The organism is Inquilinus sp. 2KB_23 (assembly GCF_052115705.1).
Classification (GTDB): Bacteria; Pseudomonadota; Alphaproteobacteria; order DSM-16000; family Inquilinaceae; genus Inquilinus; species Inquilinus ginsengisoli_A.
Window position 1 is genome coordinate 1 of sequence record NZ_JBFRHF010000027.1, and the last position, 16809, is coordinate 16809.

The following is a 16809-nucleotide window of genomic DNA, read 5'->3' on the forward strand; positions in this document are numbered from 1 at the left end:
CTCACACCTGAGCCATCCTACCGAACCGGCTTGCACCGATCCGATACTCATAGCTCTACTAGCGTCCGAGATACCGCGCCCGCTTGTTTGTGCCTCCCACCAGAGACCAAACCGCCGGCCGCGTATCCCTTCTCCACTCTCGTCCAACTTGTCCAAGATCCGTGGCTCACCACTCGATTTCCCGAGCTTCAGAGCCGCATCCGCCCGCCGCGCCTTCCCCCTTCAAGGGACGGCCCGCCAGGGCAGAGGTCGTTATTTCGTTTACCGAAGCGGCTTTTGCAACCTTTTTTTTCTTCAGCTGCCCGCCGCTCGCTTCGGTCTCTTTCGAGGCCGTCGCCGCGGCGTCGCCGTCGGTGGAGCGGTTTATAGGGGGGTGATCCGGACCGCGCAAGCGCTTTTTTGCACTTCCGTGAATTTCTTGTCAGAGCAGTCCGAGAGCCCTGAGTTCCTGCTGTAAATGGGCCGGCAGATCGCTCTCCGTGGTCGAGAGATCGCGCGGCGCCGTGGCCGGATCGAGATAGCGCCAGCCCTGGAAGGCGCGCAGCGGCCGGGCCTCCACCTGCACCAGTTCCGGCGCGTAGAGCAGGCGGCAATAGGTGTCCCCGTCCTCGTCGGTCACCATGAACATGTCGAGGATCGGCTGGCGCAGCAGAATCACGTGACGGATCACCCAGAAGATCGAGCCGCCGCCGATCAGCTCGTCCCGCCGGGTCGGCATGCGCTTGGTGTAGCCGTAGACGACCTCGCGCCCGTCGACGATGTGGCGCCGGCCCCGTTGGACCGTTTCGAGCTGGGCCGGCTCGGCAATGCCGACCGCGACCTTCAACAGATGGACAGGCACAGTTCCTCCGCGGCCGCACACAGCGGCCAGGTTCCGGATATCGCGCCGGGGATCAGAAGACCTGAAGGCCCGCGGATCAAGCGTCCGAATCGCCACCCCGGGCGATCAGGGCGCGGGCGACCTTCGAGGCCGGCGGCCGGTCGAGCACGCCGGAGATGAATCGGGTGGCGTCGAGCAGCCGGTCCATCGCGACTCCGCTGGCGATGCCCAGCCCGTCGAGCAGGTACAGCACGTCCTCCGTCGCGACATTGCCGGTGGCGCCCTTGGCGTAGGGGCAGCCGCCGAGCCCGGCCACCGCCGAATCGACCACGGCGATGCCGCGGTCCAGCGCCGCGTGGATGTTGGCGACGGCCATGCCGTAGGTGTCGTGGAAATGTACCGCCAGCGAGTCGCGCGGGATCCGCGCCGACACCGCGTCGATCATCGCCACCGCCTTGCTGGGCGTGCCGATTCCGATGGTGTCGCCCAGGCTGACCTCATAGCAGCCCAGGCCGAACAGCGCCGCCGAGACCTCGGCGACCTTCTCGGCCGGCACCTCCCCCTCATAGGGGCAGCCGAGCACGCAGGAGACATAGCCGCGGACCGTCAGCCCGGCGGCCCGCGCCCGGGCGACCACGGGAGCGAATCGGGCCAGGCTTTCGGCGATCGAGCAGTTGATGTTGCGGCGGCTGAAGCTTTCCGACGCGGCGCCGAACACTGCGACCTCGGTCGCCCCGGCGGCCAGCGCCGCGTCCAGCCCGGTGTCGTTCGGCACCAGCACCGGATAGGTGATGTCGGGCGCTCGCGCGATTCGCGCCATGACCTCGGCCGAATCGGCCATCTGCGGCACCCATTTCGGGCTGACGAAGGCCCCGGCCTCGATCGTCTTCAGCCCGGTCGCCGATAGCAGGTCGATCAGTCCGACCTTGGCGGCGAGCGGCACCACCGCCTTCTCGTTCTGCAGCCCGTCGCGCGGGCCGACCTCGACGATGCGGACGCTGGCGGGACGCCGGGTCATCTCAGGCCGCCTCGAATCCGATCAGGGCCACGCCCTCCTCGACCTGGTCGCCGGCGGCGAAGGGCAGGCTGGTGACGGTGCCGTCGGCCGGCGCCGCCACCGTGTGCTCCATCTTCATCGCCTCGAGCACGATCAGCGGCTGGCCCTTGGTCACCTGGGCCCCCGATTCGACCAGCACGGCGATGACCCGCCCCGGCATCGGCGCGGTCAGCCGGTCGGCGGCGGCCGCATCCTCGCCGGCATGGGCCAGCGGATCGACGATGCCGAACACCCGGCCGGCACCGTCGCGCAGCACCGCCACGCGCTCGCCTGTCACCACGATGGTCGCCCGGATTGTGCGGTCGCCCAGCCGGGCGGTGAGCTCGCCGTCGCGCAGCGTGCCGCTGACCTCGACCGGCCCGTCCGGCGTGGTCACGGCCAGGCCGCCATGCCGGTGGTAGCGCACCGCCACCGGGATCTCGGTGTCGCCATCGGCGAGGCGCAGCATCTCCACCGCCTCGTCATTGAGGCGCCAGCCATCGGCCAGGCCCCAGGGACTGGCGCGGTCGCGCCTGCGGCCGAGCACCAGGCCGAGCCCGGCCAGTGCGACCTCGTCGGCCGAGGCCGGCGCGGGCGGCGGCAGCAGGTCGGCGGCGTGGCGGCCGATGAAGCCGGTGTCGAGCTCCGCCGCGGCGAAGGCCGGATGGTGGGCGATCGCCCGCAGGAAGTCGAGATTGGTGGCGAGGCCGGCGATCCGCGCCTGGTCCAGCGCCCGGCGCAGCCGCCGCACCGCCGCCGGCCGGTCGCGGTCCCACACGATCAGCTTGGCAATCATCGGGTCGTAATGGACCGAGATCGCATCGCCCTGGCGCACGCCCGAATCGATCCGGACATGCGGCGGCGCCTCGGGCAGCGCCAGATGCGCCAGCCGCCCGGTCTGCGGCAGGAAGCCGGCCTGCGGGTCCTCGGCATAGAGCCGGACCTCGATCGCGGCGCCATTGATGGCAAGGTCGTCCTGGGCCAGCGGCAGGGTGCCGCCCGCCGCGACCTGCAACTGCCAGTCGACCAGGTCCAGCCCGGTGATCGCCTCGGTGACGGGGTGCTCGACCTGCAGCCGGGTGTTCATCTCCATGAAGTAGAAGCGGCCATCGGCATCGAGCAGGAATTCGACCGTCCCGGCGCCGACATAGCCGATGGCCTGGGCGGCGGCGACCGCGGCCTCGCCCATCGCCTTGCGGATAGCGGGGTCCAGGCCGGGGGCCGGCGCCTCCTCCACCACCTTCTGGTGACGGCGCTGGATCGAGCAGTCGCGCTCGAACAGGTAGACGCAGTGGCCGTGGCTGTCGGCGAAGACCTGGATCTCGACATGGCGCGGCCGGGCGAGATAGCGCTCGATCAGCACCCGGTCGTCGCCGAAGGAGGACGAGGCCTCGCGCTTGGCGCCGGCGAGCTGGTCGGCGAACTCCTCCGCGCGCTCGACCACGCGCATGCCCTTGCCGCCGCCGCCGGCCGAGGCCTTGATCAGCACGGGGAAGCCGATCTGCGCCGCCTCGGCGGCAAGGCGGACCGGATCCTGGTCGGCCTCGTGGTAGCCGGGCACCAGCGGCACGCCGGCCGCCGCCATCAGCGCCTTGGCCTCGCTCTTGCCGCCCATGGCGCGGATGGCCGAGGGCGGCGGGCCGACGAAGGTGATGCCGGCCTGGCCGCAGGCCTCGGCGAAATCCGCGTTCTCGGACAGGAAGCCATAGCCGGGATGGATCGCCTGGGCTCCGGTCTCCGCCGCCGCGGCCAGGATGGCGTCGGCCTTCAGATAGCTCTCCCGCGCCGGGGCCGGGCCGATTCGGACCGCGACATCGGCCTCGGCGACGTGGCGGGCGCCGGCATCCGCATCGGAATACACGGCGACGGTGCGCAGGCCGAGGCGCCGCGCGGTGCGGATCACCCGGCAGGCGATCTCTCCGCGATTGGCGATCAGAAGCGTGTCGAACATTCCCATCCCGGTGCTGCCGCCTGATTTGAGCAACAATCTAACAGGGGTGGGTTCGCTTCGCGCACGGGAAATCGCAGCCCGGTCCGGCTCGCTATTTCGGCCGGCCATCGGCCAGCACCAGCCGGGCCGCCAGGCCGAGGAAGACCACCCCGGTGAAGCCGTTGAGCAGCCGTGCCACCACCGGCTGCCGGGCCAGGACCCGGCCGACCCCGCCGGACGACATGCCGACCAGGGCATTGATGGTGGTGCCGGAGATGTTGCCCAGCGTGCCCAGCACCAGGATCTGCAGCACCGCGTCGTGCGACCGGTCGACGAATTGCGGCAGGAAGGCGATGAAGAACAGCGCCACCTTCGGGTTGAGGACGTTGGTCACCATGCCGTCGAGGAAGATCCGGCCCGCCGGGCGCGGCGGCAGCGGTCCGGCGGCGCCGAGGCCGGGCGCGGTGGAGCGCAGCGCCTTGACCCCGAGCCACAGCAGATAGGCGGCGCCGCCCCAGCGCAGGATCTCGAAGGCGAGCGGGGAGGCTGCGAACAGCCCGGCCAGGCCCAGCGCCGCGGCCATGGTGTGCACCGCCGCACCGCCGCCGATGCCGAGCGCCGCGGCCAAGCCGGCGCGCGGTCCGCGGGAGACGCCGTTGGCGAAGCAGAACAGCATGTCGGGCCCGGGCGTCAGGTTCAGCGCCAGGGCGGCCGCCATATACAGCGCAAGCGTGGCCGGATCGAACATGGTGATCTTCCCGCAACGGATACGACCCGCAGGTTAGACCTGGACCACGCCGCCCGTCTCAGCCGATCGCCATCGCCGCCGTCAGGGCTGCCCCCTGGAATCCGCGATCGGCGGGGCCGCGCTGGCCATGCCCGACGCTCCACCGCGATGGCCACTCCAGCCGCTCGATCCCGGAGGCCGAGGCGGCCGAGAGCGAGGACCAGGGCGCCGTTTCGCCGAGGCGGCCCATCACGCCGCCCGGCCCCATGTCGGGATGGAGGACGAGCTGGATGTCGAAGGCTGTGTCCGGGCGCAGCGGCGGGCCGAACCAGTGATGCGGGCTGCGGCCCGGCTCGCGCCCCACAATCACGGTCAGAACCTGCCGCGGTCCGCGCAGCCCGATCCAGAGCGGCGCGAGGCTGCCGGGGTCGAACGCCGACACCAGGGTCTGGGCCGCGCTGGTCCCGGCCGGCGCCACCCGGCCGGTGAAGAGGAAAGTGACGAAGCGGCCCGGGTCCAGCCCGCCACTCAGCGGCGCGGCACCCTCTCCCATCGGCAGGATGCGCCAGGCGTCGTCGGGAATCGGAGGCAGGGGCCATTCCAGGCGCTCGCGGACGCGCCCATCGGTATCCAGCACCTGACAGCGCAGGCCTTCGGCATCGAGCGCCGCCTGGACGCAATGCAGATACTCCACCCCTTCCGGCATGCGGTGGGCGGTGCCAGCGCCCGCGGTGCAGAGCTGCAGCAGGCCGTCATGCACCTGCACGTCATAGGCCAGGATGTGGCTGCAGACATAGGCGAGCACGCCGGCCTCGACCAGCAGGGCCCAGAACGCCTTGGCGTGGTCGGGCCCGATCTCGCGCTGCCACGGGCCGGAGAAGCCGTTGACCGGATGGACCGGGTGATGGCCGACCACCAGCTTGTGCTGCGCATCGGCATGCTGGCCCAGCACCTGGCGCAGCCAGTCGGTCTCGACATGGCCTTCGCCGCCGAGGCCGGTCCACAGCGTGTGGACGAAGACCATCAGCAGGTCGCCGCGCCGGACCCAGTAGGACAGGCCCTGCTGCCCCGGCGGCCCGTTGCGGGGCAGGTCGAGCATCTCGCGGAACACCGCCTCGCTCATCTCGTCATAGGCGGTGTGGTTGCCGGTGGTGTGCCAGATCGGGGTCATCAGGCGGTCGAGCCAGCCCATCTCCTGGTCCAGCCAGTGCCGCCACTGCGCCCGCAGCGACCCGGCATCGGCGGTCAGACCGATGATCTCGTCGCCCGGGAACAGGATGAACTCCGGCTGCGGTGCGAGCCGGCGGAGGACCGTGTTGACCGCGGCGAATGTCCGCTCATGCAGGGCGCCGGGGACGCCGGAGCAGGCGTCGCCATAGAGGACGAACTGGTGCCCCTGCCCTCGCGGCAGCAGGGCGGGAATGGCGTCGGGCGGTGTCGCCGGCCCGGACATCAGAACCGGTCGGCGCGGTAGGGCGACGGGTCGACCACGGTGTCGTCGCCGGTCACCATCTCGGCGATCAGCCGGCCGGTGACCGGGCCCAGGGTAAAGCCGTGATGGGCGTGGCCGAAGGCGAACCACAGGCCCTGGTGCCGCAAGGCGGGGCCGATCACCGGCCGCATGTCGGGCAGGCAGGGCCGGGCGCCGAGCCAGGGCCGGTCCTCGACCCGGTCGGCCAGGGGAAACAGCGTCCGCGCCAGGGTCTCGGCGGCGTCCAGCTGCACCGGGGTCGGCGCCGCGTCGCGCGGCCCCATCTCGACCCCGGTGGTCAGGCGGATGCCACGGGCCATCGGCGTCAGCACGAAGCCGCGTTCGGCGTCGAGCACCGGGCGGTGCAGCACCGCGTTGCCCTGCGCGGTGTAATGGATGTGGTAGCCGCGCTTGACCGCGAGCGGGATGCGGTAGCCGAGCGGCCGGATGACGTCCGTCGACCACGGCCCCAGGGCCACCACCGCGTCGCGCGCCGCGACCGGCCCGTCCTCACCGCGCAGGGTCCAGCCGCCATCCGCCGGCTGCAGCGTGCGCGCATCGGCGGTGACGAAGCGGCCGCCGCGGCGCAGGAACAGGTCGGCATAGCCCTTGGTCACGGCGCCGGGATCCGCCACCGACACCGGGTCCTGCCAATGCACGGCGCCGGCGAGCCCTTCCGCCAGATGCGGCTCCAGCCCGCGCAGCTGGGCGGGGTCGAGCACGGTGCAGCGCAGGGCATGGGCCGCGGCCGACACCGCCTCGGCCGCCCCTTCCTTCAGACCGCGGGCGGTGCGGTAGGCGGCGACCCAGCCGGTCTCGCGCGCGAGATGGCTGATCCCGGCCTGCTCCATCAGCGGCCGGTGCTCGTCGACGCAGCGCTCGATCAGCGGCAGCATCGCCCGCGCCGCCTCGGCCAGCCGGGCGGGCGAGGAGTGGCGCCAGTACTGGAACAGCCAGGGCGCCACCCGCGGCAGGAAGGCCCAGTGATAGCGCACGTCGACCTGCCGGTTCAGGGCGTAGCGCAGCAGGTCGAGGACCGAGCGCGGGAAGGCGTAGGGCACGACGCTGGCGCGTTCGATCAGCCCGGCATTGCCGTAACTGGTTTCCTCACCCGCGCCGCGGCGGTCGACCAGCACCACCGACCGGCCGCGGGCCTGCAGGTGCAGCGCCGCGGACACCCCGATGATTCCGGCCCCGAGAACGGCGACATCGCTTCTGATCACGGATCGTCACGCCTTTCCGGGCCACGCATCGCGAGACGGCGAGAATACCGTCCGCGCAGCCGGCGTCCAGGCCTTCGCCGGCATGCGATCCCTGCGCGCCGGCCCATCCCCTAATCAAGGGGGATGCCACGATTCCGGAAATCGGAACAGACTGAGTGCAATGGTCGGGGCGATCCTGCACGGATCGTGCTTCGCCGGCGACGGGGCCGCCGCCCTGAACGCCCTGGCCGACGACTATGCCGAACGGCTGCGCGAGGAGATGAGCCGCGTCGCCGGGTGACCGCGAGACTGCGGCCGGGCGGGGGATGTCCGGCCGATGACCGACTTGTCCATGAGGGGTAGTGATGCAGAGAATCGATCGCGCGTTCTTCATCGTGGCCGTGGTGCTGGGGCTGGCCGGCATGGTGCTGGGAATCCAGATGGGGATGGCCCACGACTTCCAGCTGGTACCGGTGCACACCCACATCAATCTGGTGGGCTGGGTCTCGATGGCCCTGTTCGGCCTTGGCTACCGGGTCGGCCTGGCCAAGAACGGCCGGCTGGCCGTGGTGCATTTCTGGGTCGCCCTGGCCGGCGCCATCCTGCTGCCGGTCGGCATCTACTATGCCGTCACCCGGGAGCAGCAGGCGGTGGTGATCGTCGGCTCGCTGCTGACGCTCGGCTCGCTGCTGCTGTTCCTGGTCAATGTCCTGCGGGCGCCGTCCGCGGCGACGTCGAACCGATAGGCCGGCACGGGATCCCGGCTGTCTAAGCCAGCCAGCCGGGCTTGCGCTTTTCCAGGAAGGCGGCGACGCCGTCCTTGCCCTCGGCCCCGGCGCGGATCGCGGCGATGCGGCGGGCGCATTCCTCCTCGACCTCGGCCGGCGGCTTGCCCGCGACCGTCGCGACCAGGTCCTTCGCCGCCCGCACCGCCGCCGGGCCGTTGCCGCGCAACGCGGCCAGGACCTGCCGCGCCGTCTCGTCCAGCGCATCGCTCGACACCAGCTCGTGCACCAGGCCGAGGCGCCGGGCCTCCACCGGGTCGAAGCGCTCGGCGGTCAGGAAGTAGCGGCGGGCGGCGCGGGCGCCGATGGCCCGCACGACATAGGGGCTGATCACCGCCGGGATCAGGCCCAACTTGACCTCGGACAGCGAGAAGCTCGCCGCCTCGGTGGCGATGGCGATGTCGCAGCAAGCCACCAGCCCGACCCCGCCGCCATAGGCCGCGCCCTGGACCAAGGCGAGGGTCGGCTTGGGCAGGGTGTCGATGGTGCGCATCAGCGTGGCCAGGGCGCGGGCGTCGGCAAGGTTGGCGGCCTCGTCGTACTCCGCCATGCGGCGCATCCAGTCGAGATCGGCACCGGCCGAGAAGCTCTTGCCCGTCGCGCGCAGCACCACGGCGCGCACCGCATCGTCCTGGCCGAGCCGGGCGAAGGCCGCGGTCAGGTCGGCGATGACATGCTCGTCGAAGGCGTTGTGCCGGTCCGGCCGGTCCATGGTGACCGTGCCGACGCCGTCCTTGATCTCGGTTCCGATCGCGCTCATCGCACCACCCAGCTGAGGACCAGGAGGCCGAGCAGCCCCCAGACGATGCCGGCCACGATCGCCCGGCGGATGAAGGCGCGGATCGCGGTGTAGAGCAGCAGCAGGCCGATCGCCAGCAGCACGAAGGAGAACACCGAGGCGTTCATGCCGATGGCCTTGGCCATGCCGCCGAGGAAGTCGTTGACCGCGCCGCTGAGGCCGTCGACCACGCCGCGGACCGCGCGGATGATGAAGCCGATCACCGCGCCCAGCGTCTCACCGAGCCATTCGAAGAAGCTCTGCGTCTCGATCACGAAGTGGTTGGACCGGAGGATGTCGTAGAGAAACAGATCGAGCATCAGGATCCCCGTCACATCCGGAACACGCCGAAGCGCGTCGGTTCGATCGGCGCGTTCAGCGCGGCGGACAGCGCCAGCGCCAGCGCCCGCCGGCTGTCGGCCGGGTCGATCACGCCGTCGTCCCACAGCCGCGCCGAGGCGTAGTAGGGATGGCCCTGCAACTCGTACTGGTCGCGGATCGGCGCCTTGAACGCCTCCTCCTCCGCCTCAGGCCAGGACCCGCCCTTGGCCTCGATGCCGTCGCGGCGCACCTGGCCCAGCACGTTGGCCGCCTGCTCGCCGCCCATCACCGAGATCCGGGCGTTCGGCCACATGAACAGGAAGCGCGGCCCGTATGCCCGGCCACACATGCCGTAATTGCCGGCGCCGAAGCTGCCGCCGATCAAGAGGGTCAGCTTCGGAACCTTGGCGCAGGCCACCGCGGTGACCAGCTTGGCTCCGTCCTTGGCGATGCCGCCGCGTTCGTATTTCGACCCGACCATGAAGCCGGTGATGTTCTGCAGGAACAGCAGCGGGATGCCGCGCTGGGCGCAGAGCTCGACGAAATGCGCGCCCTTCAGCGCGCTTTCCGAGAACAGGATGCCGTTGTTGGCGACGATGCCGACCGGAATGCCCCAGAGATGGGCGAAGCCGCAGACCAGGGTGGTGCCGTACAGCGCCTTGAACTCGTCGAACTCGGAGCCGTCGACCAGCCGGGCGATCACCTCGCGCACGTCGAACGGCTTGCGCAGGTCGGTGCCGGTGATGCCGTAGAGATCGGTCGCCGAATACAGCGGGTCGACCGGGTCGCGCAAAGCGAGGTCCGGGCGCTTGGTCCGGTTGAGGGTGCCGACGATGCGGCGGGCGATCGCCAGGGCGTGGTGGTCGTCCTGGGCGTAGTGGTCGGTGACGCCGGAAACCCGGCTGTGGACGTCGGCGCCGCCGAGTTCCTCGGCCGTAACCACCTCGCCGGTCGCCGCCTTCACCAGCGGCGGGCCGCCGAGGAAGATGGTGCCCTGGCCCTTCACGATGATCGATTCATCCGACATCGCCGGGACATAGGCGCCGCCGGCGGTGCAGGACCCCATCACCACCGCGATCTGCGGCACGCCGGCCGCCGACATCGTCGCCTGGTTGTAGAAGATCCGCCCGAAATGGTCGCGGTCTGGGAAGACCTGGTCCTGCAGCGGCAGGAAAGCGCCGCCCGAATCGACGAGATAGAGGCAAGGCAGGTTGTTCTCGCGCGCGATCTCCTGCGCCCGCAGGTGCTTCTTCACCGTCAGCGGATAGTAGGTGCCGCCCTTGACCGTCGCGTCGTTGACCACGACGACGCATTCCTGGCCCGACACCGGCCCGATGCCGGTGATGATGCCGGCCGCGGGCACGTCGTCCTCGTAGACGCCATGGCCGGCCAGCTGCGACAGCTCGAGGAACGGCGCACCGGGGTCGAGCAGCGCCCGCACCCGGTCGCGCGGCAGCAGCTTGCCGCGGCTGACATGGCGGTCGCGCGCCGCCTGGCCGCCGCCCAGCTTGATGCGGGCGACGGTCGCCTGCAGGTCGTCGACGGCCGCGCGCATGGCGGTTTCATTGTCGCGAAAGGCGGGGGACCGGGGATCGACCGCGGTCTTCAGGACGGGCATGGGCGCTCCAGCTCAAGCCAACGGTTGCCGCGCACCATGCCGGGACGGAAGAGTCGGAGCAAGGGCAGAACGATTGTTACCCCGAAAGCGATGGCCGCCCGGACCACCCGGCCGCCGGGGCGCGGATGTGAGAAAGGGGGCCGAAGCCCCCTTTCGGATCGTTATGCAGCGATCGGGATCACGGGCACTGCGGGTCGCCCTTGGTGCATTGCGGGCCGTTGGTCACCAGCTGGTTCGGCGCGCGGTAGACGTTGCGGTTGACGACGGTGCCGTTCGCGTCGACCTGCGTGGTCGAGCTTTCAAGGGTCGACCCCGGCGGCACGTTGGCCGGGAGGGTGCCCGGCACCACCACGGTGTCCGCCGGCTGGGCGCAGGCTCCGAGCGCCAGAAACGCAGCGAAACCGGTGAGGATGACGGCTCTACGAAGTTCGATGCGCATGGCACTTTCTCCTGTTTCTTATGATCGATCGGGCCGCAAAAAACGACGCTTCCCCGATACAACACACGGAGGGTGGTTCAAGCTCCCTGCAATTTCAACCTTGAAACCTGCTGAATTGCCGCCGCTTCGAGTCGCTTGGTCCAGTCATATGCCTCGCGCCCCGTACAGAGGCCGAGGCATACGGCTATGCCCAATCGGGATTGGGGATCGCCTGGTAGGCGCGGCGCAGCGCATCGGACCAGCTCTGCCGCAGCCCGGCGAAGTACGGATCGTCCTCGCCGACCCGCTTGCGCAGCCCGATCGCCAGGGCGTCGCGGCGGTACAGCGCCACGTCGATCGGCAGCCCGACCGACAGGTTGCTGCGCAGGGTCGAATCCATCGACACCAGCCCGAGCTTGAGCCCGTCGATCATCGGCGTCTCAAAGCGGGCGGCGCGGTCGAGGATCGGCTTGCCGTATTTGTGCTCGCCGATCTGGAGATAGGGGGTGTCCGCCGTCGCCTCGATGAAGTTGCCGGCCTGGTAGATCTCGAACAGCCGGCAGCGCCGGCCCTTGATCTGCCCGCCGAGCAGGAAGGAGGCGTTGAAGCCGCCGGCATGCTGCTCCATCGCCGGGCCGTCGCGGTCCCACACCGCGCGCACCGCCTCGCCCACCAGCTCGGAGCAGCGGAACATCGACGGCGCGTTGATCAGGCTCTCGCGCTTGTCGTCGGCAGCGTCGACCGCTTCCGACAGCAGCGCCACCACCGACTGGGTGATGGCGAGGTTGCCGGCGGTGAGCAGGATCAACGCCCGCTCACCCGGGCGTTCCCAGATGTGCATCTTGCGGAAGGTGGAGATGTTGTCGACACCGGCATTGGTCCGGGTGTCGGAGATCATCACCAGCCCTTCTTCGAGCAGGAGACCGAGTCCGTAGGTCATGCGCAACAATCCGGGGGCATCGGGGAAAAGATGGGGCGATCAGGCCTGCGCCTGGGTCTGGGACTGGCCGACGCGGACCGTGACCTCCAGCGCCTCGCCGCTGCCGCCGTGGCGCAGGCCGCGGACCGGCGCGGCGTCGCGGTAGTCGAGGCCGATGGCGACGCGGACATAGTGCTCGGTCGGGCAGATGCCGTTGGCGGCGTCGAAGCCGACCCAGCCCAGCCCTTCGATGAAGGCCTCGGCCCAGGCATGGCCGGCGGCCTGCTCGACGCTGCCGTCGGCCATAAGCAGGTAGCCGCCGACATAGCGGGCCGGCAGGCCGAGATGCCGCGCGCAGGCGAGGAAGACATGGGTGTGATCCTGGCACACGCCGATGCCGGCCGCGAGCGCCTCGGCAGCGGTGGTGGCGGAATCGGTCTGGCCGGGCTGGAAGGCGATCCGCGCGCGCACCGTCCGGGTCAGCGCATGGGCGCGTGCCAGCGGGTCGGGCCCGGCCTCGGCCGCGACCGTGTCCGCCAGGTCGCGCAGCGCCGCATCGGCCAGGGCCAGCGGTGACGGGCGGAGATAGAAGGCCGGCGGGAACGGCTCGATCGTCCCGGTGACGATGCCCTGGGTGTCGTGGGTGTGGACCTCGCCCTCGACCAGCAGGGTCAGCGCGTCGTGCGGGCGTTCCAGCGACATCATGTCGACGGTGTTGCCGTAGCCGTCCTCGCCGGGGGCAAGGTTGGCCCCGGCTGGCGGCACCACGCGCCAGCGCAGCACCTCCTGCCCGTCATGCGACCGCGGCGTCAGGCGCAGCATCTGCAGCGTCCGGTCGACCGGCGTGTCGTAGCGGTAACGGGTCTCGTGTCGGATCAGGAGGCGCATCTGGAGGGGCCGGGGGTCAGAGGAGGTAGGCCTTGCTGACCTCGAGGCCGAGGATGTTGTTCTGCTGGATGAAGTCGGTCAGGTACTCGTGCAGTCCCGTTCGTAAAATTGCGTCGATCCGCCCATAACGCAAGCGCGAATGGATTTCCCCTGCCAAGCGTTCGCATTCGTGCTTGCCGCCATAGAGGTCGGCGAGCTGGCCCAGCAGGTCGACCATCTCGTGGAAGCAGCCGGCCAGCGACCGCGGCATCTCCGGCCGCAGCACCAGCAGCTCGGCCACCTGCCAGGGCTTGATCCCGTCGCGGTAGAGATAGGCGTAGCTGCCGAGGGCCGAGGCGCCGCGCAGGATCGCCGCCCACTGGTAGAAGTCGAGCCCGCCGCCGACCTCCTCATAGGCCGGCAGCAGCACATGGTACTTCACGTCGAGCAGGCGGGCGGTGCTGTCCGCCCGTTCCAGGAAGACGCCGAGCTGCAGGAAGATGTGGGCGTCGTCGCGGATCATGGTGGTGACCACGGCGCCCTGGAACATGATCGCGCGTTCCTTGATCCACTCCAGGAAGCCGCGGAGGTCGCCGTCCCGGATCAGCGCGTCCTTGCCGCCCTCGAGCTCGAGCCAGGTGGCGTTCAGCGTCTCCCACATCGGCCGGGTCAGCGCGGCGCGCACCGCGCGGCCGTTGGTCCGCGCCCGCTGCAGGCAGGAGCGGATGCTGGAGCCGTTGTCCTGGTCGAGCGCGATGTAGTCGACCACCGTCGCCGCGGTCGCCTCCTCGTGCTTCTTGTAGAAGCCCTCCTCGCAGCCGGAGATGACGACGGCGGAGTGCCATTCGTCCTGGTGCCCGCCGCCGCTGTGCGGGGTCAGCGCCATGCGGTCGGCGACCTCCAGGATGCGGGCGAGGTTTTCGGCGCGCTCGACGTAGCGGCCGAGCCAGTAGAGGCTGTCGGCGGTGCGGCTCAGCATCCCGATGGTCCCGTGTTGATTCCGCCCGTCCTGATTCCGCGCATCGTCATTCGGTCAGCACCCAGGTGTCCTTGGTGCCCCCGCCTTGGCTGGAGTTGACCACCAAAGAGCCTTCGCGCAGGGCGACCCGGGTCAGCCCGCCCGGCACGATGCGGACACGGTCGCCGGTCAGCACGAAGGGGCGCAGGTCGACATGCCGCGGCGCCACCCCCTGCTCGACGAAGGTCGGGCAGGTCGACAGCGCCAGGGTCGGCTGGGCGATGAACTGGTCGGGCTGGGCCTTGACCCGCTCGGCATAGGCCTCGCGCTCGGCCCGGCTGGCGGTCGGCCCCACCAGCATGCCGTAGCCGCCGGAGCCTGCGACCTCCTTCACCACCAGCTCGTCGAGCTTGCCCAGGACATGGCTGCACTCGTCGGGCTTGGAGCAGTCCCAGGTCGGGACGTTCTTCAGGATCGGCTCCTCGCCCAGGTAGAAGCGGATCATCGCCGGGACGTGGATGTACATCGCCTTGTTGTCGGCGATGCCGGTGCCCATGGCGTTGGCCAGGGCGACGTTGCCGGCGCGGTAGGCATGGTAGAGGCCGGGCACGCCCAGCATCGAATCCGGGTTGAACACCAGCGGGTCGATGAACTCGTCGTCGATCCGGCGGTAGATCACGTCGACCCGCTTCGGCCCGCGGGTGGTGCGCATGTAGACCACGGCATCGCGGACGAACAGGTCCGGGCCTTCGACCAGCTCGATCCCCATCCGGTCGGCGAGGAAGCTGTGCTCGAAATAGGCGCTGTTGTAGATGCCGGGGGTCAAGAGCGCGACGGTCGGCCCGCCCTCGCAGTTGCGCGGCGCGATCGAGGCCAGGGTGGCCAGCAGCTCCTGCGGGTAGTGCTCGACCGGGGCGACGCTGTGCCGGGCGAACAGCTCCGGGAACAGCCGCATCATCATCTCGCGGCCTTCCAGCATGTAGGACACGCCGGACGGGGTGCGGACATTGTCCTCCAGCACGTAGAACTCGCTCGGCCCCACCCGCACGATGTCGATGCCGGCGATGTGGGTGTAGATGCCGCCCGGCGGGTCGAGGCCCTGCATCTCCGGGAGGTAGCCGGGATTGTGCAGCACCAGCCGCTCCGGCACCTTGCCGGCGCGCAGGATCTCCTGCCCGTGATAGATGTCGTGCAGGAAGGCGTTGAGCGCCTTCACCCGCTGCGCCAGCCCCTGCTCCAGGTGCTGCCATTCGGCCGCGTCGAGCACGCGGGGCATGATGTCGAAGGGGATCAGCCGCTCCGGGTCGCCGCCCTCGCCATAGACCGCGAAGGTGATGCCGATGCGGCGGAACAGGGCGGCCGCCTCACGCCGCTTGATGTCGAAGACCGATCCCGGCGTCGCCGCCAGCCAATCCGCCAGGGCCGCATAGGGGGTCCGGACCGGCCCCCCGCCCATTTCGTCGAATGCCTGCACAGATCCTCCGGGACGACTTGCTCGACGAAACTATCAAGCAAGCCATATGCCACGGATCGCAAGCAAAAATCGGCGGGGCCCGCCTGCGGTTGCCTAAAACTACGGCAGGCCCTGCCGGGTCAGTAGGCGTAGGCCGCGAAGATCGGGTCGACCGAGCCTTTCCACTCGGTCTGGTAGCGGCGCAGCATCTCCGACGCCTGGCTTTCGCCGGACTCGGCGATCTGCTGCAGGTCGTTGAGGAAGCCCTCCTCGGTGCCGCCGATGGCATCGGTCGCGGCCCGGGCGGCCAGGCCGTGGCGGGCGATCGCCAGCACCCGCAGCGCCACGTCGCGCAGCGTGCCGCCGCGGAACGGGGTGGCGAGGCCCAGCCGTGGCACGTCGCGGCGCAGCGCCGCCCGTTCGGCCTGGGTCCAGTCCTTGACCAGGTCCCAGGCGGCGTCGAGCGCGGTGCCGTCGTACAGCAGCCCGACCCACAGCGCCGGCAGGGCGCACAGGCGGGACCACGGTCCGCCATCCGCGCCGCGCATCTCCAGGAACTTCTTCAGCCGGACCTCGGGGAAGGCCGTGGTCAGGTGGTCGGCCCAGTCGTTCAGCGTCGGCAGGTGGCCGGGATAGACCGGCAGCTCGCCCTTGAGGAAGGCGCGGAAGCTGTGGCCGGACGCGTCGATGTAGCGGCCGTCGCGGTAGACGAAGTACATCGGCACGTCGAGCAGGTAGTCGACATAGCGCTCGAAGCCGAAGCCGTCCTCGAACACGAAGGGCAGGTCGCCGGTGCGGTCGGGGTCGGTGTCGGTCCAGATGTGGCTGCGGAAGCTCTGGAACCCGTTCGGCTTGCCCTCGATGAAGGGCGAGTTGGCGAACAGCGCCGTCGCCACCGGCTGCAGCGCCAGGCTGGCCCGGAACTTCTTGACCATGTCGGCTTCGGAGGCGAAGTCGAGATTGACCTGCACGGTGCAGGTCCGCTTCATCATGTCGATGCCGAGCGAGCCGCGCTTCGGCATGTAGTCGCGCATGATCTTGTAGCGGCCCTTCGGCATCCAGCCGATGTCCTCGCGCCGCCATTTCGGCTGGAAGCCCAGGCCGATCATGCCGATGCCGAGCTGCTCTCCGACCTTCTTCACCAGGGCGAGATGGTCGGCCACCTCGGCGCAGGTCTCGTGGATGCTGCGCAGCGGCGCGCCCGACAGCTCGACCTGGCCGCCCGGCTCCAGCGTCACCGAGGCCTTGTCGCGGACCAGGGCGATCAGGTTGCCGTCTTCCTCGACCCGCTCCCAGCCGCAGCCGGCGAGGCCTTCCAGCACCGCGCGGATGCCGTCCGGGCCCTCATAGTGCAGCGGCCGCAGGTCGGAGAGCCGGAAGGCGAACTTCTCGTGCTCGGTGCCGATGCGCCAATCCTCCACCGGCTTCGAGCCGGAGGCGAGGTAGTCGACGAGCTGCGCCTTGCTCTCGATCGGTGCGGCGCTGGCGGTCTGCGGACCGGACATG

Annotated in this window: 16 protein-coding genes; 1 reads left to right on the forward strand and 15 read right to left on the reverse strand. The window is 70.2% G+C overall.

Annotation, left to right across the window (positions count from 1 at the left end):
* Positions 1–421 precede the first annotated feature (421 nt).
* The 6 genes from AB4112_RS28010 to AB4112_RS28035 all read right to left on the reverse strand — a co-directional run bounded on the left by AB4112_RS28010 (position 422) and on the right by AB4112_RS28035 (position 7207).
* A complete protein-coding gene (locus tag AB4112_RS28010) occupies positions 422–841 on the reverse strand; it encodes a DUF1489 family protein (RefSeq protein ID WP_309799076.1) in 420 nt (139 codons plus the stop codon).
* A 76-nt stretch (positions 842–917) separates the two neighbouring features.
* Entirely contained in the window at positions 918–1838 is a 921-nt protein-coding gene (locus AB4112_RS28015) for a hydroxymethylglutaryl-CoA lyase (protein WP_441724339.1), read from the reverse strand.
* A gap of 1 nt (position 1839) precedes the next feature.
* Positions 1840–3807, reverse strand: coding sequence for an acetyl/propionyl/methylcrotonyl-CoA carboxylase subunit alpha (locus tag AB4112_RS28020; protein ID WP_441724341.1), 1968 nt, complete (start codon positions 3805–3807; stop codon positions 1840–1842).
* 91 nt (positions 3808–3898) lie between these two features.
* The gene (locus AB4112_RS28025) at positions 3899–4534 is read right to left on the reverse strand and encodes a LysE family translocator (protein ID WP_441724343.1); all 636 of its coding nucleotides are present in this window, start codon (positions 4532–4534) and stop codon (positions 3899–3901) included.
* A 58-nt stretch (positions 4535–4592) separates the two neighbouring features.
* Entirely contained in the window at positions 4593–5966 is a 1374-nt protein-coding gene (locus AB4112_RS28030) for a hypothetical protein (RefSeq protein WP_441724345.1), read from the reverse strand.
* Positions 5966–7207: an NAD(P)/FAD-dependent oxidoreductase gene (locus AB4112_RS28035; protein ID WP_441724347.1), complete on the reverse strand. Its 1242-nt coding sequence runs from the start codon at positions 7205–7207 to the stop codon at positions 5966–5968. The genes AB4112_RS28030 and AB4112_RS28035 overlap by 1 nt, the downstream gene beginning before the upstream one ends.
* Positions 7208–7551: 344 nt before the next feature.
* Between AB4112_RS28035 and AB4112_RS28040 the strand changes: the two genes are divergently transcribed.
* Positions 7552–7932 (forward strand): hypothetical protein, encoded by a 381-nt coding sequence (locus AB4112_RS28040; RefSeq protein ID WP_309799065.1) that lies wholly within the window; start codon positions 7552–7554, stop codon positions 7930–7932.
* Positions 7933–7954: 22 nt separating this feature from the next.
* Here the strand turns inward: AB4112_RS28040 and AB4112_RS28045 are convergent, their stop codons facing one another.
* The 9 genes from AB4112_RS28045 to AB4112_RS28085 all read right to left on the reverse strand — a co-directional run bounded on the left by AB4112_RS28045 (position 7955) and on the right by AB4112_RS28085 (position 16808).
* Positions 7955–8731 (reverse strand): enoyl-CoA hydratase/isomerase family protein, encoded by a 777-nt coding sequence (locus AB4112_RS28045; protein ID WP_309799063.1) that lies wholly within the window; start codon positions 8729–8731, stop codon positions 7955–7957.
* Complete coding sequence (locus AB4112_RS28050) at positions 8728–9069, reverse strand: hypothetical protein (RefSeq protein ID WP_309799062.1); 342 nt, start codon at positions 9067–9069, stop codon at positions 8728–8730. Before AB4112_RS28050 ends, AB4112_RS28045 begins: the two co-directional genes overlap by 4 nt.
* Before the next feature lie 11 nt (positions 9070–9080).
* The gene (locus tag AB4112_RS28055; protein WP_441724350.1) at positions 9081–10688 is read right to left on the reverse strand and encodes a carboxyl transferase domain-containing protein; all 1608 of its coding nucleotides are present in this window, start codon (positions 10686–10688) and stop codon (positions 9081–9083) included.
* Positions 10689–10866: 178 nt separating this feature from the next.
* The gene (locus AB4112_RS28060) at positions 10867–11127 is read right to left on the reverse strand and encodes a hypothetical protein (protein ID WP_309799058.1); all 261 of its coding nucleotides are present in this window, start codon (positions 11125–11127) and stop codon (positions 10867–10869) included.
* 184 nt (positions 11128–11311) lie between these two features.
* Positions 11312–12046 carry a peptidase gene (locus AB4112_RS28065; protein WP_309799056.1) on the reverse strand — a complete coding sequence of 245 codons (735 nt, stop codon included), beginning with the start codon at positions 12044–12046 and terminating at the stop codon, positions 11312–11314.
* Between the two features lie 39 nt (positions 12047–12085).
* Positions 12086–12913, reverse strand: a complete 828-nt coding sequence (locus tag AB4112_RS28070; protein ID WP_309799054.1) for a transglutaminase family protein — start codon at positions 12911–12913, stop codon at positions 12086–12088.
* Positions 12914–12929: 16 nt separating this feature from the next.
* Positions 12930–13871: an alpha-E domain-containing protein gene (locus AB4112_RS28075; protein WP_309799052.1), complete on the reverse strand. Its 942-nt coding sequence runs from the start codon at positions 13869–13871 to the stop codon at positions 12930–12932.
* Between the two features lie 46 nt (positions 13872–13917).
* Complete coding sequence (locus tag AB4112_RS28080) at positions 13918–15306, reverse strand: circularly permuted type 2 ATP-grasp protein (protein ID WP_309799093.1); 1389 nt, start codon at positions 15304–15306, stop codon at positions 13918–13920.
* A 137-nt stretch (positions 15307–15443) separates the two neighbouring features.
* Entirely contained in the window at positions 15444–16808 is a 1365-nt protein-coding gene (locus AB4112_RS28085) for a glutamate--cysteine ligase (protein WP_309799050.1), read from the reverse strand.
* Position 16809 lies beyond the last annotated feature (1 nt).